This is a genomic window from Wolbachia endosymbiont (group B) of Xanthorhoe designata (assembly GCF_964028585.1).
Classification (GTDB): Bacteria; Pseudomonadota; Alphaproteobacteria; order Rickettsiales; family Anaplasmataceae; genus Wolbachia.
Map to the genome: position 1 here is coordinate 371,744 of NZ_OZ034794.1, position 23,270 is coordinate 395,013.

Sequence of the window (23,270 nt, forward strand, 5' to 3'; positions counted from 1 at the left end):
AGATTAGGAAATGTTCAAACTTTCTACATTTTTGCACACTTCCTATTATTCTTTTAACATAGACGATACTTTTTTTGAATGAGAAACCGCTTTATTAATCATATAATTCTCATGATTGTTATCTATTTTAGGCAATTCGTACAAATAATTCACCATTATTCCGGCTGACTGACTAATGCCTTTTTCAGAAGTATCAGCCATCCAGTTGATTTGTTTGATTGATGCACCATTGCTTAAATGAAAGTGTGCTACTGGATCATAAGCACCTCCACCACTGCTTTTAACCTTTAGCAAATAGTGTGCACAAAGTTTCAGTAGGCACTGTTTTTCGCATTCAACGTTAGTTTTTATGCTTTCTAAAATTTCTGCACCTGATTGTTTTATATTAAGCTTACCTAATAAAGCTACGTCTTGATTTTTTAGCCATTTTGTAAATCCAGGAACTGGAGAAAGAGTTGCATACACTTTTACGCTTTTAAATTCTTGCGATAGTTTTTCTACGACTCTCTTTATTAAAAAGTTACCGAGGCTAATTCCAGATAAACCAGTTTGAGTGTTTGATATTGAATAGAATATAGCAGTACTTGCACTGCTTGGGTCACTTGAAGGAACTGACTCGTCCAAAACGTGTTGAATACTATCTGCAATCTCATTCATCAGTGCAACCTCTACAAAAATTAAAGGTTCATTTGGTATTTTGTAATGAAAGAAAGCGAAACAGAGATGATCAGAATCTAGTCTGTTTTTTAAGTCACCCCAAGAGGAAATTTTATGTACAGCTTCATATTTTATAAGTTTTTCCAACAATGATGCAGGTGAATCCCAGGTGATTTGATGAAGATCAAGTAGATCAACATCAACCAAAGTACAAAGTATACTTTTTAATTCGTTTTCTAGTGGACTTAGACTTTTATATTGATTCTTCAGCTTGAGTACATCAGAACGCATATCAACAATAAACTTAAGGCCCTCCGGTAAGGAGATAAACTGCTTCAATATTTTAGAGCGTGGTGATTCAAGGACTTTTATTAAGTCTTGTTCAAACTTATAACTCGACTCAGAATCTTGATTTTTCTTATATACTTTTATTTCTTCATCTATTTTCGTTTTATCCGGATTGAACTTTTCTGCCAGGGTTTGTAAAAATTTTATTTGACCTGCCTCTGATAAACTCAAGTACAAATTACCAAGAGATACGGTGTTCTTACGTGCTGAGACTTCACCCCCCTTTGGGTTTAAGCATTCGTTCATCTTCAAGACTAAACTATCGACATCGCGACTACTACTTAAATCAGGGCCAATATTGCCAACCCATGACCTTACAGCATCTGCTACTTCACCTAATATTTTAAAAAAGCCCTTTGTTGCTTTCTTATCTTCAACTTTTACTATATCAGTTTTTGCTAATGGCTCTTTTATCATATTTCCTTTTATCGTGTATCTATCTTAATTTAAAGAAAAATCTTAGTCTACAAAGAAGGCATATATTTTCATGGTACAACTATTTTACAATCTATTTAAAATTTTCGTAAAGAGAGTTAGATTTTTAATTTCATTATTTCTCTTACAAAAGTACTTTTATTATAAAAATGCCCTTTTTCCTCTTTCTTTTCCGGGTAAGGCTGATTTTTTAATTACCTAGTCGAAGTTACTTAATTTTTACACATCTATTGTAAAGTACAAAATCTGACTTTGGAATGAAAATGCTAGCTGATGCTTGGACTTTATTGATACTTACGCTACTTGAAACTATACTTGGTATAGACAATTTAATCTTTATTTCTCTAGCGATAGATAAGGTGCCAAATCTGCTGAGAGAAAGAGCCCGCCTTATAGGTTTTGGCTTGGCGCTATTGATGCGTTTTGTAATACTATTTTTACATCACATATATTATCAATGCAAAAGCCTATATTTCACTCTGTATCACTAGATATTTCAGTAAAAGATTTGCTTATGATTGCAGGAGGGTTATTCCTTATTGTTAAAAGTTCTATAGAGTTATGGAGCGAAATTTTTGTACATAAGGAGAACAAAACAAAGGCAAACGTTAAATCACAATTTTTTTTAGTTCTGCTACAAATTATATTAATAGATTTAGTTTTTTCTGTTGATTCAATATTAACTGCTATAGCATTAACTCATAATATGATAATCGTTGCTATAGCATTTACATTTTCCATATTAGCAATGCTATTTTCATCAAGTTATACCGCTCAGTTAATAAAATCCAGCCCAAGCTTAAAAGTAATTGCCATTCTATTTATTTTACTCATCGGTATATATCTAATACTTGAAGGACTTCACATAGAGCTACCAAAAGCATGTTTGTATTCTTCATTCATGTTTGCATTGCTTGTGGAAGCTATAAGCAAAATAAAGACAATGCGGCCTTGAAATTATTTTGCACAAGGCAAAAGTCTAATTTTTATTCCGGTGTGTGACGAATATCTGTACGAACATTTCGATGTCATTCGAGTAGCTGACACTGGGATCCATTATTCTTTTTTTCTGGATTCCAGCGTCACGCTCTGGAATGACATTAAATAGTTTTTCTTAAAATTTGAGTTATGCAAGCAGCCTCTTTGGTGTGATTCGAGTAGCTGAAACTGGAATGAAATTATTGCTACTCCCACTCAATAGTTGCTGGTGGCTTGGAAGTTAAATCATACACAACTCGATTTACTCCGGAAACTTTGTTAACAATTATACTACTGACGTCTTGCAAAAACCTCCAAAATACTAACGAATGTTGATCTTTATTTTCAAATGGAAATGCATCAGCTGTCATGCCATCAGATGAAGTCACAGCCCTTAAAGCGCAAACATATCCGTATGTACGATTATCTCCCATAACTCCCACAGTTTTTACTGGTAACAGTACAGCAAAAGCCTGCCATATTTTATCATACAAATCATAATTTTTCATTGTGTTGATATATATTTCATCTACTTCTTGCAATATTCGTACCTTTTCTTCAGCAACCTCACCTATGATCCTCACTGCAAGTCCAGGTCCAGGAAATGGATGTTGAAATATTATCTCATCTGAAAGCCCAATTTCTTTGCCAAGCAGCCTTACTTCATCTTTAAAGAGATAGCGTAAAGGTTCTACTAGTGTCAGATTCATTTTTTCTGGCAACCCACCAACATTGTGATGAGATTTAATTGTACTAGTGTTTCCTGAAGCGTGCCCTGATTCAACTACATCAGAGTAAATGGTGCCTTGCATTAAAAAATCCACATCACCTATTTTTTTTGCCTCTTCTTCAAACACTTCGATAAAAGTATTGCCGATAATTTTTCGCTTTTCTTCCGGATCAGTTATTCCCTTTAACCTACTTAAAAACAAGTTTGATTTATCAACGTAATTTATTGGAATTTCTTTTAACATAGCAGTGGTCTGGCTCTTACGCAATAACCCAGTATCGATAAAAATACAGTTTAATTGTTTTCCTATAGCTTTGTGTGTAAGAACTGCTGCAACACTTGAATCAACCCCCCCACTTACTGCAGCAATTACTTTTTTCTCCCCTGCTAAGTTTTGAATTTTTTCCTTCTGTTTTTCAATGAATGACTTCATTGTCCAATCTCTCTCACAATTTGCAATATCTAAGAAATTAGAGAGAAGTTTACTACCATTTGTCGTAGGTTTAACTTCAGGGTGGAACTGAGTACAGTAAATCTTCCGCTGTTCGTTGGCAATTATTGCGATTGTTTGATTTATTACACCTGAGGCAATAACAGTAAATCCTTGCGGTATAGTTTCGACGCTGTCTGCATGGTTCATTAGCACATCGACTTCGGAATTAACGTCCCAAGTATCCTTTATAATTGGAGATTCTTTTAGTATCTTGATTTTGGTTTTGCCAAATTCCTGATTGAATCCTTTTCTTACCTTTGCCCCGAAATAATGACAAATGAGTTGCTGTCCATAACATATTCCAAGTATAGGAGTGTTTATTGTTTCGTTAAGTTTTATAATTTTATGTGCTACTTCACTTACTTCAGAGCAATTGTCATTTACAGATTGCGGTCCTCCAGAAAAAATAAATCCATTGAATTTTGATACTGTTTCGAAATCGATGTTGCTTGGAAATATTTCACAGTAAACGCCCATTTCCCTGATTTGTCTTGCAATAAGCTGTGTAAACTGTGAACCAAAATCAATAACGGCAATTGCTGACAATGTGCTCCTCCATATTATTTAAAGCAATATTTGATAATAAAGAAAACAATAAAGTAAGTAAACTAAGACCTGTTTAAAAACTTTAATATATGACTAAAGTAACTTAAATTTACCGCAATAGATTTATGATTAAGCTGTCTTAATTATCATTCCGATACTCTCTTCTTATCATAATAGCAACCCCAACATCTTTCCTTAAGTTGATGCCATTGCCTGAACGGATACGTTTAATATATATATAAATTCCTATCTTTTATATCTAATAAACCAAGTGTTGGTACGATTGTTGCTTTCGGGAAGATGACGGTTTCTACTGTCTTAGCCAGTTTTTTGACTTTTGATGCAATAAGTTTTGGTTATCTTTTCTATGCTCTATAAGCCCACCAATTACCATAACTTCGCCGCTCTTAATTTTTAACGTAGAGTGCATTTCTCTGGTTTCAATAATTGGAATGTCACTATTTAATTTCATTTTATTTTGTTGTGCGACATATTCTATATTTGGGTCCTTAGTGTAATCGTTAATTCTTGATAAGGTTGGGTGTATATCCATGAATATTTCATTAGTATCAATGTTAATGCTTGGGTGGATTATTAACACCACACCTATTGGAGTGCTATTCATCTTGGTAATTAATGCATGATTAGAATTTTTGGTATTTTTCTGTATATCGGAAGTAAAATAGATATGGTTTTTAGTAAATGAAATCATTGCTTGCTGATTATTTATAGCATGTACTCTAGGGCTTGAAATTACGGTTGAAGTGCCAAATTTGCCTAAATTTTTTACTAAATCTCCTAAATCACTCACATTAGAGTTAATTGCTAGGTCAATAATAGAGTTACCTTGATTTGTTATAGATTTGGTTTCATTATGCAAATCATTTAAGTTGATACCAGAAAGGTATTTATCGTCTAATAAAACTTCAACTATTTTGGCCTCGATCATTACTTGAGAAGACGCCAATTTCTTAACTTTATTAATATATTCTTCAACAGCTTTGTGAATATCTTTTCTAGTATTTAGAATAATGACACCAGCTTCTCTGTTGGATGAAAGAAACTCACCATCATCTACTCCGTTGGATGAAAGAAACTCACCATCATCTACTCCGTTAACATCCATTATTGCATTTAAGCCTTTTTCTAATGAATTCCATAAATCACTACTATATTGAGATTTCATATAGTTTCTATCACCATCACTGTCGGTAATATTGTTACCAATGATAAAACTCCTTTGCGCAGAGTGTTGAATATTGATGAAGTCTACGTAATAATTTTGTGCATATGGCAAATCTTGTTCAATTCTAATTACACCATTATTCATTGAGTAACGCAATTTGGCGCTGTTGGCTATATTCTGAATTACTTCGTTTATGTTCTTATCTTTTAGCTTTAAAGTAATATTACCTGATATTTTGGGATCTATGTCTAAGTTAATGTCAGAAAGTTTTCCTATTTCAATCAGTAAATCCTTTACTGGTACTTTTTCATCAACATTAATCGAAAGAAACTGATTACTGGTTGTAAGATCGGGAAACTCTACCGGTAAAGGTATCATTTCTGGTATTGCTGGTTCGTTATTCTTCAAAGGAGTATTATATTGTTGCAACGAATAATCGTGCTTATAATTGTCTATATTAACAGAATGTTGCTTGTTAGGTAGATGTGTACAAGAAATAATGAAAAGGAGTATTAAACATTTTAAAATAGCCATGAGGGCAGCATACAAATCTATACTAATAGTTTTCTATAAAAATGTTAAAAATGTATTTAATTGTATCCGTTCAGGGGAGTGGTTTAAGAAATGATAGATAGGAAATTATGAAAAGGGTTTAGCCGCATGGAAGTGGGATGAAAAGAAGCACTGGTTTCATATGCGTCTGAACAGACAGCATTTTAAATTTGTCCTGTGCAATTTTTGTACAGTTGCGATAAAAATTACTTGACAAATTTTGACAGCTTTGTTATTTTGATAGTGAAGATATTCTAGAGCTCGAAATCTATCTTCGTCTGCAGACTTTTCAACTTCATTAATTTACAATCTCTAGTTAAAGCATATTGTACTTATGTATAGATAACTTCTATCATAGCTATATACATTTTTCTGAGTTTTTTTGTATTACTTAGGAGGATCATTATGTTTAAAATCATGGATTACGCATATCATTGACATAAATGCCGTAAAAGGACAGATGGTACCTACGTCCTCTTTATATAGATTATGTATTTGTTCAGATACGACTAAATTGTGTCTAGTGTAGAAAAAATTAGACAAATTCAGCCTTATATAGAACAAAATTCAACGGAAGTAGAATTATCCTCATTTCCATAATAGTAAGGATTTGCTTCTTGCGTATTATTAACAGCAGTTTTTAATAGTACTTCCTTATCACTATTCCATGCAACTTTCTCCATAATTGGAATATAATCCTTACACTTTTGATTATCTCCACAATCCTTGATTTTACCATCATCATTTAGATAACGCTTCAATGCATCATAGTATACTTTAGTGTTATTACCCTCTTTATCTATCATTTGTCCTAAGGTATTAACAAGTATCAATGGTGCAACTTGTTTTGCTTTTACAACACTTGTTTCACTGGACTCTCTAAAGAGATTGGGACATGCTCCTCTGGAAAAAAAGCTCTTGTTGAATTCTGGATTACTACGGTAAACGTTCGGGTAACAGAAACTCTTAATCTCTTCTTCTTGACACGCTAACTCTCTTTGATCATCCACACATTTTTCACATTCTATATTACCAAGCCAGGATATTGAATTAAGATCCTCTGTAAAGGCAAATTTAAAATTTACTGCACCATAATTACCATTTGCTCCCTCTTCTATATATTTTGCAATCTTAGGATTGCTGTACATCTCGGGATATAATTCCTTTAGTAAATCAGATGCACTAAAACCTTGACAACCTATCTTATTATCAACTTTATAAAAATGAGAATATGGCCCACAATTTTCATACTTGGAACAATCTGAGGTTACTTTTCGAGATGTAATTTCTCCATTTTCATTCCCTCCTTCATCAGTAACAGGTTTATCTATACCATTTTCTTTTTTACATTCTTCAGCTACTTTTTTATACCACTCAGTCTCTGCTTTTGCTCGCTTAACCTCCTCTTCACATTTCGTAAGCTTCTTTTCTACTAGTTCAAAAACCTCTTTTACTATCGGAACTATATTTGTGAATTGCTTCTCAGTCGTAGTTTCACCCTCAGTCATCTCGTCTATACCTTCTTTACCATAAAAAAGTTTGTTGGTATATAAATAACTACTATTAACTTGATCACTATAGGTATTTTTTGACATAGGAACCTCCTCTACAGTCAAAACTGGAATTACATAAAAGTATAAGTATCCACCTGAATATAAAGAAACCACAGTTCAAGAAATCTCAGGTTAACTCAGAAATTATTATAAGCTAAAGTAATTAAAAATTTAATAACTTGCATTATAAATATAGCATATCTATCAATAGAAATTTTCTTTCAATTTTTAACGTATCTTTGCTAATTTTTCATACAGTTCACCTTAGAGAGTCATGATTCTTCTACTTTCCCGTGATTAATCACTATAATCTTGAAGTGTGGTTTGTACGTAATTAGTTCTGGAACTTGCTAATGGATGATTGCTCTACATTTTAATTTCCGTCGCTGTTCACAACATTACACTCTGGAACTGTATACCTAATATCGCATGCTAATTTCTCTCTTTATCTTCTGCAAATTAATTAAATGAAGGGCATTAAGTATCCACACTACTAAAAAAAGTGTGGTACAAAATATAAACATTGCAATGAGTGGCAGCAGTAAAGAACCTTCTATTGCTACTCCACCTTTTCTAAAAATACTTGCTGGCTGATGAAGAGTAGACCATAAATTCACAGAAAATTTTACTATGGGAATATTTATAGCACTAAAAATGGCAAATACTGCTGATGATTTCTCTGCTCTTGCTTGATTATCAAAAGCGCTCCACAATGAAAGATAACCAACATACAGAAAAAACAAAATCAGCATTGAAGTAAGCCTTGCATCCCATACCCACCAAGTACCCCATGTTCCTTTTCCCCAGATGCTACCTGTGATTAAGCATATTGCCGAAAAGACTGTCCCTGCAGGAGCAGCAGCATGTGCTAAGACACTAGCAACACTATTGTTCCATACCAACGAAATGAAACTGAGTAATGCAATGAGTCCGTATATTCCAAGAGCAAGCCATGCAGAAGGCACATGAAGATACATAATTCGTACAATTTCTCCTTGTTTATAATCTCCTGGGGAGAAGAATAATGCCAAGAACATTCCAATTAAAAAACATGCGAAACAAATAACCCCAAGCCAAGGTAGAGCTTTTTTAGTAAAAGAAGTGAAATTTGTAGGCTTTAATAAAAACATTTGTTTTGAGAATAATTGTGTTAAGAACTTATCAATTAGTTTGAGTTTTATCAACAAGATAGTTTTTCTATATTTACGTAGTATAATAAATTAGCACAATTTCAGTAGCAGATTGCTTGCTATTATTTTAGTATAACGTTGATGACCCTTAAAAAGCTTAACCTACACTTAGTGTCAGATTCAAGTGGTGAAACTGTTATATCAGTTGCAAAATCAGCTCTGAAACACTTTCGTTCTGTAGAAACGATCGAATATGTTTGGTCTTTCGTAAAAGAAGAAGAGCAGATTGACAAAATTTTAGAGGAAATTAATAGAAAAAGTGATGAGCATAATTTTGTTATATGCACTATTACTAATGATGAGCTAAGAAAATGTCTAAAAAATAATTGTATAAAGCTAAAAATTCCCTACAGAGCGATATTATCACACATTATTAGGGAAATCTCATCCTATCTTGAAATTAAAAAAGACGAAAAACTTGACTTACATGCTGAGATAAATAACGAATATTTTCAGCGCATTGAGGCAATAAACTATACCATTAATCATGATGATGGACAAAATATTCAAGATATTGATAAAGCCGATATAATTTTGGTTGGAGTTTCACGCACATCAAAATCTCCCACCAGTATGTATTTAGCTTACCGAGGCTATAAAGTTGCAAATGTTCCTTTTGTTAGCGAGATACCCTTTTACGTCGACTTAGCAAAATTAAAAAATAAACTGACTATAGGAGTAACAATAGACGTAAGAAGGCTAATAGAAATACGCAAAAATAGACTGACTTCAATTAATAATGAAGGTAATAATATATATGCTGACCCTAGAAAAGTAGAAAAGGAAATTAAAGAAGCAGAGGAGTTCTTTAAGCAAAATAACTGGCCAATTATTGATGTCACGCAAAAGTCAATCGAAGAAGTATCAGCGACAATTATACAGTATTTTAATAAAATGTGAAAAATTTATCAATTGACTAACTCTCTGTCAGTGATCATAATGTAAGCTAATTCTATTCTTACTGTAGATATGAAAGTTAAAGGGTCACTAAAATCTCATCGTAACAGAGATAAAAATTGTAAAGTTGTGAAAAGGGGTAGTAAGGTTTATGTTATAAATAAGGTAAAGCCAAGATGTAAAGCGCGTCAAGGTTCTTAGCTTTTTGTTTGCCTTTTTATGTCATATGTTTTTCATATGGAAGCATGTTTAGAAAAAAACAAAAATTGTTGTATTTAACCATAGCACTGCCCATTTCTTCTCTTACATTATATTTTGGTATTAACATGATTACAGGCAGACGTGGCTCGTTAACATTAATTAACTTAAAAAAAAGAAATTAATTACGTGCGTCAACAAGTCCATGAATTTTAGTTCCACCCTAAGCCCTCTTGAGCTTGAGAATTTTTTCTATATATAGGCTGAGCATGAATGACATCTGATCATCAATTATGTAAATCTGGATCTTGTTGTGCATACTTAAGTCATTTTGCCAAAATTCCCTTTTTGCATCACCTTTTAAACCTCTTATGTATACTTCTGTAATTGTGGTAAATTTTTGATCATTGGCAGCCACTGCTCCACACTGCTTCCATACATATTCTCAACTTCTCCTCGCTTTTACTGTGTATTCCTTTTGTGCTCTTTAAAACGGTACCTTCTATATATTTATTGTCATTCGGCTAAGTTACCGCTTTTTTTCCATTTTTATACTTCCTGCCCTTGATTAATTTGACCTGCTAACATTTTGTTTACAGGGCCTGCTATTAACTCTGCACAATTTATTCTTATGGTAAAAACTTCTTCTTCACTCTTATTTTTCCTTAACTTGACGCGTATGGTTTGTTAAATACTCCCGTCTGTCAAGGAACTTCTACTCATGAAGGTTATGGCTTGGAAGATTACTGAAATTTTGAAAAATGTAGTCTACTTCTATATTCAAATATATCAAGCAGTAATTCAAAATTAGCTATTGTACCTTTTGCATTATTATATGCAAGGTTGAGCAATTCTCTGTCCTCATATAAATCAGCAAATTTAAACTCCATGCACCCTGATTGTTTTGTGCCTAAAATATCTCCGCTACCCCTCAGCATCATATCCTTTTCAGCAATATAAAATCCATCTTGTGACTCACACATAATCTTTAACTTTGAATACGAACTTTTACTGAGATTGTCATATAACAGTATACAAAAAGACGGTTTATTTCCTCGTCCTACTCTACCTCTTAACTGATGTAATTGCGATAACCCGAACTGCTCTGCATTCTCTATAATCATAATAGTTGCATCTGGTACATCTATACCAACTTCTATCACAGTGGTTGCAACAAGCAGAGAAAATTCATTCCTCTTGAAGGAAAACATCACTTGATCTTTCTGCTCTTGAGTTAGTTTTCCGTGTATTATTCCAATTCTATCAAAAAATGTCTTTTGTAGTTCCTGAAAGCGCATTTCTGCTGCGGCAATATTGAGTTCTTCGTTTTCTTCTATATATGGACAAATCCAATATGCTTTTTCGCCTCTATTTATAGCATCTTTCAGTCTTTGAATAATATCTGATACTTTTTTAACGTTCATAATAACGGTTTTTATTGGCAATCTAGATTTTGGTTTTTCCCTTAAAATAGAACATTCAACGTCACCATACATAGCTTGCTGCAAGGTTCTTGGAATGGGAGTTGCAGTAACAAAAAGTATATCGGTATTTTCTCCTTTTCCTACCAACCGATTCCTCTGCATCACTCCAAATCGCTGTTGTTCGTCTATGACTGCGAGTCCTAAATTTTTAAATGTAACGTTGGCTTGAAATAATGCATGAGTACCAATTACTATATTTAAAATACCACTTGCAAGTTCGTTCATAATAATCTTTCTTTCCTTGCGCGCAGTTTTACCAGTAAGCAAAGCAACTTTTATATCAGTACAAGATAGAGCTTCTTCGATCCAATTATAATGTTGCTCCGCTAAGATAGTGGTTGGTGCCATTAAAGCTGCTTGCATGTTATTTTCTACCACATTCAGCATCGTAAAGAGTGCAACCACGGTTTTTCCACTACCAACGTCACCTTGTAGCAGACTTACCATACGGTATTTGGATTTTTGTCTTTCTGAGATTTCATCTATCGCTCGAATTTGATCATTTGTTAATTGGAACGGTAATTCATTTAAGACCTGCTCTTTGTATTTATTCAATATTACAAATTCCCTTCCTCCTTTTTTTACATGATTTTCCCTTGCAAGCTTTAGTGCCAACTGGTACGCAAATAGCTCATCATAAGCAAGTCTTTCTCTGCAAACTTCTGCTTCTACGAGTGAGCTCGGTCTGTGCAATCTTATGATGCTTTCTTTCCAATTCAGCCATTTCTTTTGCTTGATTAATGTTTCATCTATCCACTCTGGCAAATCAGGCAAATCTTTTAGATTAGAACTTATTATGTTTCTAATGCTCTTGTTAGTAATACCGCGACATAATTGGTAAATTGGCTCTATGCAGGCTATTTCTTTAAATTGATTGATATCAGACAACATGTAATCTGGGTGAGTAATTTGCCAATGTTCGGCAAACTTTTCAAGTTTACCACTGATGACTATATCTGTTCCAACTGGAAATAATTTATACAAATATTTAACTGAGTAATTAAAAAAAACTATAAATAAATACTGACTTTCACTTTCAACGATTATTTTATATGGCCTACCTCTAACAGTGGGGCGCTGGTGCTCATGCACTTTTGCCATAAAAGTTGTAAATTCTCCCACTTGAGCATCAGGTAGTGATTTACTTCTATCCACATAACTGAGCGGCCTATAAAACAGCAAGTCCATTACTCTGTCTCCGCCGCAAAGTTTAGGCAATATTGCGGAATGAAACCTTGGTATATTCTCAATTTTACTATTTAGAAAAGTCAGCACACTTGACTGCTCATCAACATTCATACTGTGTAAAACCGTTTATTCATAATAGAGCCTTACTAAAATCCTGTCACCCTATTATGACTGTCTATGTTAAGTATATTATTGACATATTAACTATTTTTATGTATTATTATACTATCAGCAATTCATATCAAAGTATTAACAATGAACAACTCTACACAGGAAAAAAATGAAAATCCAGTCGTTACACTAAAAGCTCAGGCAGAAAAGTTTGATTTTAGCAAGTTAAGAGCTGGTAAAAAGAATGTGGAAGCAAACTCTGGTAAACAGGCGTATCAAGACATTGACAGAATGGATTTTACTATTAATGATCAAAGTGTAGATAAAATCTTAATTAAAGCACTGATAAATAGAGACAAAAAAGAATTTGACAAGATTTGGGCAGAACATTACAAAAACGAAAAAATTCCTGACCATAAAAAAATGACCAGTACAAAAAGAAATTTGAAGAATTTTACAGTCTAGGTACAAATTATGCTCACCTATTACCAGAGAAAGAGAACGGAAATTATCGACCGTTCGCAAAAGAGATTTTTAAGGAAATGTTTAGATATGCTGAAGCTCAAGTTCCAAGTGACTCTATCTTAGAGGAGTTGGTTACCAATTGTAATCAGGCAGGGTATGAAGCTATTGTATCTATAGAATCTCAAAATTCACTTGAACAATATTCACTTATAGTACCTTCCCCTGAAAAAGTTATAAATATCGATTATGTTAACCAAAATAATGTGAGTATTAGGTCTGATATGAAACTACCGATATTCTTCCACGAGAGTAATGGTCAATTCGGTGATAAGCTATGTGATCTATCCAGCTCACTGGAATTTACACTTGAATCTCAGGATGGAAAAGGTAGTGTGGTATATAAAGATGGCAAATTCTCACTGACTGTGCCTCGAAAATTGAGAGATTATAAAACTGATGGCAGAAATTTATTTGATATTATTAAAGAATATTTCTACAAATTCTGCGAGAAGTTAGGATTTAAATTAAAAATAGAACATGATTTAGGCGATTCAATCGAAGTGAATAGCCATCTGGAAAGTGTGCAGCTACCCATTCATAGCAATGAACACGAAAATACACTCTAATTAAAATATTTCAAAGCTTATTTGCATAGTCAGTTGTACTAGACGCAACTTAATCTGACAGAAAAACTAATATCAATCTCTTGTTTGATGCTACTAATATTTTTCTAAAAAGCAATATGCTTGCTATCAAGAAAAGTCTGCATAGCAATATTTACCTAAATGAGGCCTTGTCTCAATTCCTAAATATAGACCTGTTCCACTTTCACTTACTTCACTTCGTTCAAGATACATAAGTTCTTTTAACTCTGCTATGTCCTCTCTAGAAAGCTGATTTTTTCAGAAAAAGTTGCTTCACTCATATAGTCCTCTTTTTGATAAAAGAGTATCTTATACAAGAGAATAACTAAAATAATCTAAATTCTTGTGTCATATTTGTAGCTTGGTGTAGTTATATGGTACATTTCAGATAAAAGTACTGATTACCTAATTGTAGGAGAAGACCTAGTCAAAATATAAAAAAGCAGTGGGATTGGGGGTGGTAAATTTTAGATGAAGATCAGTGGAATAAAGTGGTGAGTTCAGAAGTATCTAAATAACATACTGTAATTGTAGTTAAATTATGAAGTCTATATCAATATAGAAAGAGTTAATGAGTCTATTGCATCCAAAAGAACTGATATCTTGTTGTTTTTTCTGTACATTTAATAATAACTAATAATTTTATGATAAAATAAAACATAGCAACTATTATAGAAGATTTATGGGTATAGATAAAAAAATGCAAATTTTACCAAACACAGCGCCAATTATTGTAACGTGGATTCCAAAAGATACTGGAAAAACTTTGCCGGACGGCAAAAATAGCAAATTTAATTATGTGGATGTATTAATTAAACATAAACAAAAGACTAACGAAGAAAGAGATATCTTTTTAGTTGTAAACGGATCAGGATTCAAATCAGGTCAAATCGAGGAATTAAGAGATAGATTTAAAGAGGTAAAAGGAGTATATGTTATAGATCTACATGACCCTAAATATAATCCTTGTTGGAAAGAAGTTGATCAAGGATGGAAAATCAATGGAAAGGACATGAGCATTCAAGATTACTTTCATGATATGTATAACAAAAAACCTGAAGAAAGAACCAGTTTTGCAATTGAAATTGATACCTTCCGGTACATTGCAGCTTATTGTATGCTATGCAGGCAAAAAGAATCTAAAATAGAAGAAGGGATAATTTATATAGATTTTGATGCTCTCGATAGTATCGGTAACGATAAGTACATAGAACAGAGAAAAAAACTTTATAACAGGGATAATGAGCAAAAAGGTATAGGAAGTGATATAACGATACCTGATGGAATATTAGTAAGTAAAGACAATAATGACATAATTGCTGTTACAGATTTGCTTATATTACAAAAGATCTGTGATCAATATAAACAAAATATACTTAGCCAAGATAGAATAAAGACAAAATTTGAAGAAAAGCTAGGAAAAGAGAGAATAGAAGAGATACTCCAAGCTAAGCCTGGAAAAGATATAATGTGTGCAATATTTTATTCTAAGCCTGAAAAGTCGTATTTTTTTGAGCAAAACATCGCTCAACTTGCTTTTAATCATGAATTAAGAGATATGGCTCAATCATATGATGTTAACTTTATTGAAAATGGTGGTGAGTATCTTGACCAGGCAGAAAAGATCGATAATCAAAGGGTTGGCCACAATGATGTTTCTTGGTGTAAAGATCTTTATATTTAAAAAGAAGAAAGTGAGATTGATGGTATTTTTGCACTAGTTATACATTTATCCACCAAAAAATAGTCATTTTTCTTGGATATTTGATATAATTTAGACCTATTAAAGCAAAAGCATGAATGAAGTAATAACATTTGGTTGTCGTCTAAATTTCTACGAGAGTGAGTTAATCAAAGAAGCATTAAAAAAAGCGAAGAGAGAAAATGTTGTTGTGGTGCATAGCTGTGCAGTGACAAACGAAGCAGAACGTCAAGTAAAGCAAAAAATACGTAAGATCTATAAGAATGACCCAAGTAAAGAAATTATCGTAGTTGGCTGCGCTGTTCAATTAGATCCTAAATCATATAGTGATATTCCTGGTGTAAGTAAAGTGCTAGGTAATCAAGACAAACTAAGAGCTGAAAATTATCTACTAAATAATGATGAAACCTTAGTCAGTGATAACCAAGTAGAACCTATTCTCATTAATGGATTTGAAGATAAATCAAGGGCATTTATTGAAATTCAAAATGGTTGTAATCATAGCTGCACATTTTGCTCAATTACTGAGGCAAGAGGGAATAATCGATCTGTGCCAGTAAACAATATTATAGAGCAAATTAAGATTTTTATAGAAAATGGGTATCAAGAAGTGGTGTTTACAGGTGTTGATATTACTGACTTTGGTACAGATTTGTTTGGTAAGCAATCACTTGGTTCGATGGTTAGGAGAGTTTTAAAGGATATACCACAGTTAAAGAGACTAAGACTTTCCTCTATTGATGTTGCTGAAGTTGATGATGAACTAATGGATTTAATGGCTAATGAGTCAAGACTTATGCCTCACTTACACTTGAGTCTACAGTCTGGTAATAATTTAATACTAAAGAGAATGAAACGTCGTCACAATAGAGAACAAGTGATAGAATTTTATCATAAAATGAAGAGCTTAAGACCTAATATAGCATTTGGCGCTGATATTATTGCTGGATTTCCAACAGAAACTGATGAAATGTTTCAGGATACAGTTGATTTACTGAAAAAAATAAATGTAGTTTATCTACATGCTTTTCCATATTCAGAGCGGAAAAACACACCTGCTGCACGGATGCCACAAATACCAGAGAATGTACGTAAAGAACGAGTAAAGCATCTAAGAGAAATAAATAAAGAAATGATGAGCAGTTTTTATCAATCTTTGCTCGGCACTGAGCAAAGCGTTTTGGTTGAGCAGAATAATATTGGTAGAACAGAAAATTTTGCAGTAATAAAACTTACATCAAGAGTTCAAGCTAAAAGTATTGTGAAAGCTCATGTTAAAGGAATAGAAAATAATTGTTTAATTGGAAATATTATTTCTTAATTTTTGTACATTAAAGGAATATATGATATAGTAGTTATACTATAAGTGATAATTCATTTATGATAATTAGAATATCTATTGCTTTATTTTTCATCTTCATTCCGTGTGTCTATTTTTTTATTACTTATATCAGTAACAATAGACACATTGAGCAAGTACAACCGTTAAAATTAGAAACAGATAATAATGAAAGTGTAATACGTTCTGAAGAGGTTGCTGAAAGAGAAATACCAATAAAATATCAAGAACTTAAAAGTAGTTCACCTTCTATTTTCCAAGCAGCTGGTCAGAAAAATATGTGGCCACGTATTACAGATCAAGCTGAACCTACAAAGGAAAAATCAAAAAAACTTGATTTCTATGTTAGTGCTAACGGTGGTAAGATATACAATGATAATTCAGAAACATTTGTAAAGGGTATAAAGGCAATAGGAGAAAGGTTTATTAATTTAATCAATACAGCTAATCCTAATCTTTCTTTGCAAGAAAAAGTAGTATCATTGTTTATCAAAGCGGGATTAGTGGATGAAATTCAGAGTATAGAGAAATTTAACGGCAAAATTGATTTCCAGTGGCTTAGGAGCGTATCTTTAGGTTACTATGCTGGGGAAAATGGCCGAGTTGATTTTGAAGCCATGTATTCTACAGCCAATATTAAAGATAGTAATTCTCCTCCGGTATTTGAGAAATCAGCAAGCGTGTTTGCATTTTTATTAAACTTCTATTATAACTCCAGCATTCAAGATACACAATTTGCTCCGTATATTGGTCTTGGTATAGGGCCAACAGTTTTTAGATTAAAAAAGATTAATGGGTCACCAGAAAATTCAATGCCACTGAATGTTCCTTGGTTTGCTTATCAAATAAAGCTTGGTGTTGACTACTCAATAATCCCAGAAGTTAAAACCTTTTTCGGCTATCGTTACTTTAGTATCCCAATACCTATTGCAGATGATATATCCACTCATAATATTGAAGTTGGTTTGATGTTTAATTTCTAGTAATAATATCTGTTCAAGGGCATCTGAAGCAAAAGTGGTCAGTGCTTGCCATTAGACTTCTTGGATAACTTAAGAAACAAGTAGTAGAAGCAATATTAGAGAAGGTATAAATTTTGAGCAGGTAAGTAAACTTGATGAAGAGAAGCTTCGAAGACTAAGAGGAGTAAAAAGAAAAACATTGGAAAAATAATAGAAATTTTAATAGAGGAAGAGGCAAGAAAAATGCAAGAGGAGGAAAACCAAATAAACAATGCATGTTTGTTAATAGCACTAGAATATTTGCGTAAATACCGTACATATTTCCATATAGCGCAAAGCTATGGAATAAGTGAAAGTATTGCTAACGGATGAATAGAAGATGCATTGATAAACATTCAGATTTCAGGAAGATAAAGAGCTATTAAAGTCAAATGTAGAATACGAGATTTTAGTAATATAGCTAACCCAAGAAAGGCTTAGCTGATTGCTGAAAAACAAAATCAATAGCCGAATTAATATTGGGCCAAAAGGTTTGTAGAGCCTTTCTTATGGCGTGCTTGATCAGAACTTCTCAATCGGATTTAAATCTGGCGAGTATGGAGGTAAGAACAAAATTTTACACCCAATATTTTCTATCAAATTTTTCGTCCTTGCAGATTTATAAAAGCTCGCATTGTCGAGAACAATAGTCTGTCCAGGTTTAAATACAGGAACAAGTACATTTTCTACATAAGCATCAAAAATCTCGCTGTTGCAGTAGCCATCAATTATCCATGGTGCTTTAACCTTTCCTTCATTTAGTGCTCCAATCATGCTTACCCTCTTTCTTTTAAACCCTGGGCAAATAACCTCTTGCCTCTTTGAGACCACCCATATTCATAAAATTCATTGTCCTCTATTCCAGACTCATCTATGTATATCAAGTTTTCTTTATTTATTTCTTTCTTCTACTTTTTTTTTATGAACTCTTTGCGTTTCTCTTTCTCGATAAAGAAAAGTTTTTTTTATATGTATAGTTTACTTTGCTAAGGTAGTTATATACTGTGTTTCTACACATATTACCAAATTCTTCAATTATCTTTTCAATTCTAATATCTTGATTTCCATCCAGAAATTTGATAAATCTATCCATATCTTTAATCTTATGGCCATATCCTTTGTGATAGCCTGAAGATGGTTTCTGTTTCTTTTTTCCTTTTCCTCCACAAATATATTGTTTTTATGCTCACTAAATTGGTGAGCATGTTACAACGTTTTTGACGACGAAAAGACTGGATAGCTGACTTGCATGACAACCATTTAGTTGTCTTTTCTCGTCTATCTTATTTTGTCACTCTGCTGAACAGATACTAAAGTACTAGCTTTTTTGGGTTCATGCACAATTCTATCAGAAGTTTTGTGACTATAATTGCAGAAAACATCGAGCATAAAACTCCTATCGATAAAGTGATAGAAAATCCTCTAATTGCTCCGCTACCAATAATGAACATTATTCCCGAAGCAATTAGTGTGGTGAGGTTTGAATCAAGAATTGTTTTTATTGCGTTTTTAAATCCTTCTTCAATGGCACGAGCTGTTCTTTTTCCTGCTCTTATTTCTTCGCGGATGCGTTCAAATATCAAAACATTTGCATCAACTGACATACCAACAGTTAGTGCAATGCCGGCAATTCCAGGGAGAGTAAGAGTTGCTTCAAGTAAGGTAAGAATGAGTAGTATAGAGATTACATTAAAAACGAGTGCAACAGACGCTAAAAAGCCTAATTTGCCGTAAGTAATTATTATAGATAAACCAACGGCTATGATAGATATTATTGCTGCAACTTCTCCTGCTTTTATTGACTCTTCTCCAAGGCTTGGACCAATGTTTTTTTCTTCAATTATTTTAAGTGGTGCTGGTAGTGCACCGGATTTTAAAAGTATTGCAAGTTCACTTGCCTGTTTTTCAGTGAAGTTACCGCTAATTTCTCCCTCTCCATTTAGAATGGGCTCACGTATTGTTGGTACAGTTAAGACTGTGTTATCTAGAACAATTGCAAAGGGCTTTCCTACATTTTCTTTAGTGATTTTTGCAAATCTTTTGCTTGCTACGCTATCAAATTTAAAATGTACTGTCGGTTTACCTAAATTGCCAAATCTGACTGATGCATTAACTAATGAATCACCGCCTATTTCAGTTTTGCGGAATATCGGGTAGGAATTACCCAAAGAATCCTTGAGCATAATCGTAGTGTCATGATCGATATCTTGCATTTTAGCTACATTGGTGTTTGCCAAATGGAAGGTCAGCTTGGCTGTTTTGCCAAGCAGAGATTTTATCTGCTGAGTGTCTTCTACTCCAGGAACTTGGACTAATATCTTATTTTGTCCTTGTTTCTGCACACTTACTTCCTTAGTACCAAGCTTATCTAAGCGTCTTTGAACATTAATTATTGACTCTGAAACTACTTCATTGATTAATGAATTCTTATAATGTGGTTTATATGAAATAAAAATTGAAGTATCTTTTCTATTCAGCTCTAAGTTTGGGTTTATTTTATGAATTAACATCGAAACTTTTTTGTAATCATCCATATTACTTAAAGTTACAACTATTTGTTTATCGTTTTTTATGCTGAATTCAATCCTTTGTGTTAACAGACCTTCTTTTATTTCATCGGCTAGCATGCTCAATTTCTCTTTAAAATAAAAATCTAAATCTACGTTCAGGAGTATAGATGATCCACCTTTCAGGTCGAGCCCTAGATTTATCCTCTTTTTTGAGGTGAGAAACTTATTATCAAAGAAGTTTGGCAGTATTATATATAAAGATAGCAAAAAAATTAGCAATACTGAAAGAGATTTAACTGTGAGCTTGTTTAGCATAAATTTAAACTATACTTAGGTATAGTGTAAACTGAATGGTTGCTAATCACAAGCACCTAAATGAAAAGGTCCGTGAAAGATAAAAAACAAGCCTAGAACCAATATCTCTATAATTGATTTTGTTCTTCTAGAATATCATTTATTGAAGCAGTATAAACACATGTATTAGATTCAGAGTTGGCTCTCAGATTCTCTGTTTGTTTTGTCTAATTTTGTCAATTGCAAGGTAAGTGCATAAACCAAGTGTTAAGAAAATAACTATGCTAAGTGGTATGTGATTAGCAAGAAATTTACTATAACTTAAATCTTTCCAAACGAGAGGACTAGATAGAGAGGGGTGAGAGAAAAATCTGGGAATTGCTACTACTGCATTTAATGCTGTTAGAATAATAGCGACAGTGGCACCTACAAGAGGTAAAATATTCTTTTTATTAAATCTGCCATTAGAATCTTTTAAAATATCAAACATACATACTCCTCGATTACTAAATGTTCGCGATACTATGTACTAATTATAAAGTATTCAATAACTAAACTGGAGATAATAAAAAATGGACATAGAATATAGACATATAATATGAAGGATATATGCTAGTTAAAATAGGTACGAGAGGAAGCGACCTTGCGATCACCCAAGCTTTGGAAGCAAAACAAAGATTATTAGAGTCTTTTCCTAATCTATCCGTTGAGATCATAAAAATCAAAACTTCTGGTGATAAATATGCTAATGTAACCCTTGCTGAAATAGGAGGTAAAGGACTGTTCCTCAGGGAGATTGAGGATGAGCTACTTGAGAACAATATAGACATGGCGGTTCATTCGCTAAAAGATGTACCTGCGTTTTTCTCGAAGGACTTAACAATTCCTTGTGTTTTAGAGAGGCTAAGTCCATGTGATGTATTTATTTCTCATAAATATAAGAGCCTAAAAACTTTGCCACAGCAGGCTACAATTGCAACTTCTTCAATAAGAAGAAAAGTTCAGCTGTTAAATCTCAGGCCAGACTTAAATGTAGTGCCACTGCGTGGAAATGTGACAACTAGACTGCAAAATCAGAATTTTGATGGAATGATTTTAGCCGAAGCAGGACTGATAAGATTAAAAAAACACCATTTAATTACAGAAGTATTATCACCAAAAGTCATGTTAAACGCAGTAGGGCAGGGGGCAATTTGCATTCAATGCCGAAAGAGTGATATAAAAGTTATCGATCTTTTAGAGAAAATTAATAATAATATGTCTTTTATAAGGGCAAAATCAGAGCGCAGTTTCATGAAGACAGTAAATGGTTCATGCTTTACACCGCTTGCAGCTTTAGCAGAATATATGAGTGAAAACATGCTACGTCTTCGTTGTATGTTAGCGGGCGAGAGAGGTATATACTTTACTGAACGCACTTCATTTGTAGAAGATGCAGAAGAAATGGGTGTGAATGCAGGAGTAGAGTTAAAATCGAAATGCTTATAAGCTTACCTAAAGTACGTGGAATCTATCGTTATAATGTTTCGATGTCTAAAATGACATGGTTAAATGTTGGTGGCCAAGCTGATGTACTTTTTAAGCCATGTGACATTGAGGATCTAATATGCTTGATAAAAGATGCGGAGTTGCCAATTAGTGTTATCGGTGCAACATCCAACATAATAATTCGAGATAGTGGCATTCGAGGAATAATGGTGAAATTAGGTAAGGAATTTGCATATATAAAATGTAAAGATAATAACTCGATTGTTGCAGGTGGTGCTGCATTGCTTAGTAACCTTGCATACTTTGCCGGGCAGCAGCAAATTAGTGGACTTGAGTTTCTTGCAGGAATTCCAGGAACAGTTGGTGGTGGAATAGAAATGAATGCAGGTGCATATGGTAGTGATATTGCAAGTGTTGTACAGTCGATAAGGGCAGTGAATCTAGAAGATGGAAATTTGTATGAATTCTCCAGCGAAGAAATGGGATATTTTTATCGTGGACATGATCTAAAAGGCAAGTGGATTTTTGTTGAAGCTGAATTTAAAGGAGTAAGTTCAGAGTATGAGCTTATATTGCAAAGATTAAAGGAAGTTATTGACAAAAAAAACAAAAGCCAACCAGTAAGAGGAAAAACTGCTGGCTGTATATTCAAAAATCCAAGGGGTTATCAGGCATGGAAACTGATTGATGAGTCTGGCTGCCGAGGATTAAATAACGGCAGAGCTAAAATTTCTAAGAAACATTGTAATTTTCTGCTCAATTACAACAATGCAACTGCACTTGACTTAGAAAACCTTGGCAACAGAGTACAAAATGCAGTAAAAGATAAATTTAATGTTGAGCTTGAGTGGGAGATAAGGGTTTTAGGTAGTTATAGTTCTACCTCTACCTACTGATTGTTCAATGCTATTTACTTCTGAAGTGTTATCACTTGATGTAGTATGGTTGCTATTCTTTTCCTGTGAAGAAAAGCATTCTTCTACTTTTTCAACTATAGGTGGTAGATATATCATTGCAAGTACTGCTAGGACTGACATAACAAGTCCTATTAGTGCACCAAGGTTAGCTGCTGAGTTTATACTTGGCATTGTATCTGAAATAGCATTTATAGCTGCACTTAAACCAATTCCGATTACTACTTGAGGAATAAATAGTATACTGAATAACTTAAATAATTCTGGATCTGGATCAGCAAATATGGACATGAACAACACAATGGGTATAGAAATAAATGCTGCAGAAACAACAGTAGCAATACTGCCTATAATAAGAGGAGATAAA

Annotated in this window: 18 protein-coding genes and 4 pseudogenes; 10 read left to right on the forward strand and 12 right to left on the reverse strand. The window is 33.3% G+C overall.

Features of this window, described 5'->3' with window-relative positions; genetic code table 11:
* Window positions 1-45 precede the first annotated feature (45 nt).
* Window positions 46-1,422, reverse strand: coding sequence for a malonyl-CoA decarboxylase (locus ABWU64_RS01780; RefSeq protein WP_341815406.1), 1,377 nt, complete (start codon window positions 1,420-1,422; stop codon window positions 46-48).
* Between the two features lie 281 nt (window positions 1,423-1,703).
* On the opposite strand from ABWU64_RS01780, the pseudogene ABWU64_RS01785 reads away from it, so the two are divergent.
* A pseudogene (locus tag ABWU64_RS01785) lies at window positions 1,704-2,395 on the forward strand (TerC family protein).
* Between the two features lie 229 nt (window positions 2,396-2,624).
* Here the strand turns inward: ABWU64_RS01785 and guaA are convergent.
* The 4 genes and pseudogenes from guaA to ccmC form a co-directional block, all read right to left on the reverse strand.
* On the reverse strand, window positions 2,625-4,187 hold the full coding sequence (gene guaA, locus ABWU64_RS01790) for a glutamine-hydrolyzing GMP synthase (RefSeq protein ID WP_353279732.1): 1,563 nt from the start codon (window positions 4,185-4,187) through the stop codon (window positions 2,625-2,627).
* Between the two features lie 227 nt (window positions 4,188-4,414).
* Window positions 4,415-5,922 (reverse strand): annotated as a pseudogene (locus tag ABWU64_RS01795) (secretion system protein).
* 554 nt (window positions 5,923-6,476) lie between these two features.
* On the reverse strand, window positions 6,477-7,520 hold the full coding sequence (locus tag ABWU64_RS01800) for a hypothetical protein (protein WP_341815402.1): 1,044 nt from the start codon (window positions 7,518-7,520) through the stop codon (window positions 6,477-6,479).
* A gap of 377 nt (window positions 7,521-7,897) precedes the next feature.
* Window positions 7,898-8,608 carry a heme ABC transporter permease CcmC gene (gene ccmC, locus ABWU64_RS01805; RefSeq protein WP_341815400.1) on the reverse strand — a complete coding sequence of 237 codons (711 nt, stop codon included), beginning with the start codon at window positions 8,606-8,608 and terminating at the stop codon, window positions 7,898-7,900.
* 141 nt (window positions 8,609-8,749) lie between these two features.
* Here ccmC and ABWU64_RS01810 point away from each other — a divergent pair, with 141 nt between their 5' ends.
* Together ABWU64_RS01810 and ABWU64_RS01815 are read left to right on the forward strand one after the other, a co-directional pair.
* Window positions 8,750-9,568 (forward strand): pyruvate, water dikinase regulatory protein, encoded by an 819-nt coding sequence (locus ABWU64_RS01810; RefSeq protein WP_341815399.1) that lies wholly within the window; start codon window positions 8,750-8,752, stop codon window positions 9,566-9,568.
* A gap of 69 nt (window positions 9,569-9,637) precedes the next feature.
* On the forward strand, window positions 9,638-9,766 hold the full coding sequence (locus ABWU64_RS01815) for a ribosomal protein bL36 (protein WP_015587766.1): 129 nt from the start codon (window positions 9,638-9,640) through the stop codon (window positions 9,764-9,766).
* 220 nt (window positions 9,767-9,986) lie between these two features.
* Here ABWU64_RS01815 and ABWU64_RS01820 read toward each other — a convergent pair whose 3' ends face one another.
* Window positions 9,987-10,181: a hypothetical protein gene (locus tag ABWU64_RS01820; RefSeq protein ID WP_041581311.1), complete on the reverse strand. Its 195-nt coding sequence runs from the start codon at window positions 10,179-10,181 to the stop codon at window positions 9,987-9,989.
* 325 nt (window positions 10,182-10,506) lie between these two features.
* Entirely contained in the window at window positions 10,507-12,546 is a 2,040-nt protein-coding gene (gene recG, locus ABWU64_RS01825; RefSeq protein ID WP_353279734.1) for an ATP-dependent DNA helicase RecG, read from the reverse strand.
* A 144-nt stretch (window positions 12,547-12,690) separates the two neighbouring features.
* On the opposite strand from recG, the pseudogene ABWU64_RS01830 reads away from it, so the two are divergent.
* The 5 genes and pseudogenes from ABWU64_RS01830 to ABWU64_RS06455 all read left to right on the forward strand — a co-directional run.
* Window positions 12,691-13,637 (forward strand): annotated as a pseudogene (locus ABWU64_RS01830) (hypothetical protein).
* Window positions 13,638-14,337: 700 nt separating this feature from the next.
* Complete coding sequence (locus ABWU64_RS01835) at window positions 14,338-15,339, forward strand: hypothetical protein (RefSeq protein ID WP_353279735.1); 1,002 nt, start codon at window positions 14,338-14,340, stop codon at window positions 15,337-15,339.
* Window positions 15,340-15,451: 112 nt separating this feature from the next.
* Window positions 15,452-16,678, forward strand: coding sequence for a tRNA (N(6)-L-threonylcarbamoyladenosine(37)-C(2))-methylthiotransferase MtaB (gene mtaB, locus ABWU64_RS01840; protein ID WP_353279737.1), 1,227 nt, complete (start codon window positions 15,452-15,454; stop codon window positions 16,676-16,678).
* Between the two features lie 59 nt (window positions 16,679-16,737).
* Window positions 16,738-17,679 (forward strand): P44/Msp2 family outer membrane protein, encoded by a 942-nt coding sequence (locus ABWU64_RS01845; protein ID WP_341815393.1) that lies wholly within the window; start codon window positions 16,738-16,740, stop codon window positions 17,677-17,679.
* A gap of 106 nt (window positions 17,680-17,785) precedes the next feature.
* Window positions 17,786-18,021 (forward strand): annotated as a pseudogene (locus tag ABWU64_RS06455) (transposase family protein); the annotation flags it as partial.
* Window positions 18,022-18,219: 198 nt separating this feature from the next.
* Here the strand turns inward: ABWU64_RS06455 and ABWU64_RS01855 are convergent.
* From ABWU64_RS01855 to ABWU64_RS01870, 4 genes are all read right to left on the reverse strand, one after another.
* Complete coding sequence (locus ABWU64_RS01855) at window positions 18,220-18,471, reverse strand: transposase (RefSeq protein ID WP_135352730.1); 252 nt, start codon at window positions 18,469-18,471, stop codon at window positions 18,220-18,222.
* A 145-nt stretch (window positions 18,472-18,616) separates the two neighbouring features.
* On the reverse strand, window positions 18,617-18,790 hold the full coding sequence (locus tag ABWU64_RS01860; protein ID WP_353279739.1) for a hypothetical protein: 174 nt from the start codon (window positions 18,788-18,790) through the stop codon (window positions 18,617-18,619).
* A 217-nt stretch (window positions 18,791-19,007) separates the two neighbouring features.
* On the reverse strand, window positions 19,008-20,522 hold the full coding sequence (secD, locus tag ABWU64_RS01865) for a protein translocase subunit SecD (RefSeq protein WP_353279741.1): 1,515 nt from the start codon (window positions 20,520-20,522) through the stop codon (window positions 19,008-19,010).
* A gap of 184 nt (window positions 20,523-20,706) precedes the next feature.
* Window positions 20,707-20,991, reverse strand: a complete 285-nt coding sequence (locus tag ABWU64_RS01870) for a hypothetical protein (RefSeq protein WP_225416248.1) — start codon at window positions 20,989-20,991, stop codon at window positions 20,707-20,709.
* A gap of 119 nt (window positions 20,992-21,110) precedes the next feature.
* Here ABWU64_RS01870 and hemC point away from each other — a divergent pair, with 119 nt between their 5' ends.
* Window positions 21,111-21,989: a hydroxymethylbilane synthase gene (gene hemC / locus ABWU64_RS01875; RefSeq protein WP_353279743.1), complete on the forward strand. Its 879-nt coding sequence runs from the start codon at window positions 21,111-21,113 to the stop codon at window positions 21,987-21,989.
* Window positions 21,980-22,885 carry a UDP-N-acetylmuramate dehydrogenase gene (gene murB / locus ABWU64_RS01880; protein WP_353279744.1) on the forward strand — a complete coding sequence of 302 codons (906 nt, stop codon included), beginning with the start codon at window positions 21,980-21,982 and terminating at the stop codon, window positions 22,883-22,885. The genes hemC and murB overlap by 10 nt, the downstream gene beginning before the upstream one ends.
* On the opposite strand, the gene ABWU64_RS01885 is transcribed toward murB, so the two are convergent.
* Entirely contained in the window at window positions 22,853-23,194 is a 342-nt protein-coding gene (locus tag ABWU64_RS01885) for a hypothetical protein (protein WP_353274372.1), read from the reverse strand. The two genes, murB and ABWU64_RS01885, sit on opposite strands and share 33 nt — an antisense overlap.
* Window positions 23,195-23,270 lie beyond the last annotated feature (76 nt).

Excerpts from the sequence above, each read along its gene's own strand:
- murB (WP_353279744.1), top strand. The coding sequence starts at position 21,980 with ATGCTTATAAGCTTACCTAAAGTACGTGGAATCTATCGTTATAATGTT.
- mtaB (WP_353279737.1), top strand. The coding sequence starts at position 15,452 with ATGAATGAAGTAATAACATTTGGTTGTCGTCTAAATTTCTACGAGAGT.
- recG (WP_353279734.1), bottom strand. The coding sequence starts at position 12,546 with ATGAATGTTGATGAGCAGTCAAGTGTGCTGACTTTTCTAAATAGTAAA.
- ABWU64_RS01855 (WP_135352730.1), bottom strand. The coding sequence starts at position 18,471 with ATGATTGGAGCACTAAATGAAGGAAAGGTTAAAGCACCATGGATAATT.
- ABWU64_RS01885 (WP_353274372.1), bottom strand. The coding sequence starts at position 23,194 with ATGTCCATATTTGCTGATCCAGATCCAGAATTATTTAAGTTATTCAGT.
- ABWU64_RS01815 (WP_015587766.1), top strand. The coding sequence starts at position 9,638 with ATGAAAGTTAAAGGGTCACTAAAATCTCATCGTAACAGAGATAAAAAT.
- ABWU64_RS01810 (WP_341815399.1), top strand. The coding sequence starts at position 8,750 with ATGACCCTTAAAAAGCTTAACCTACACTTAGTGTCAGATTCAAGTGGT.
- hemC (WP_353279743.1), top strand. The coding sequence starts at position 21,111 with ATGCTAGTTAAAATAGGTACGAGAGGAAGCGACCTTGCGATCACCCAA.
- ABWU64_RS01870 (WP_225416248.1), bottom strand. The coding sequence starts at position 20,991 with ATGTTTGATATTTTAAAAGATTCTAATGGCAGATTTAATAAAAAGAAT.
- ccmC (WP_341815400.1), bottom strand. The coding sequence starts at position 8,608 with ATGTTTTTATTAAAGCCTACAAATTTCACTTCTTTTACTAAAAAAGCT.
- ABWU64_RS01835 (WP_353279735.1), top strand. The coding sequence starts at position 14,338 with ATGGGTATAGATAAAAAAATGCAAATTTTACCAAACACAGCGCCAATT.
- ABWU64_RS01845 (WP_341815393.1), top strand. The coding sequence starts at position 16,738 with ATGATAATTAGAATATCTATTGCTTTATTTTTCATCTTCATTCCGTGT.
- ABWU64_RS01860 (WP_353279739.1), bottom strand. The coding sequence starts at position 18,790 with ATGGATAGATTTATCAAATTTCTGGATGGAAATCAAGATATTAGAATT.
- secD (WP_353279741.1), bottom strand. The coding sequence starts at position 20,522 with ATGCTAAACAAGCTCACAGTTAAATCTCTTTCAGTATTGCTAATTTTT.
- ABWU64_RS01800 (WP_341815402.1), bottom strand. The coding sequence starts at position 7,520 with ATGTCAAAAAATACCTATAGTGATCAAGTTAATAGTAGTTATTTATAT.
- ABWU64_RS01780 (WP_341815406.1), bottom strand. The coding sequence starts at position 1,422 with ATGATAAAAGAGCCATTAGCAAAAACTGATATAGTAAAAGTTGAAGAT.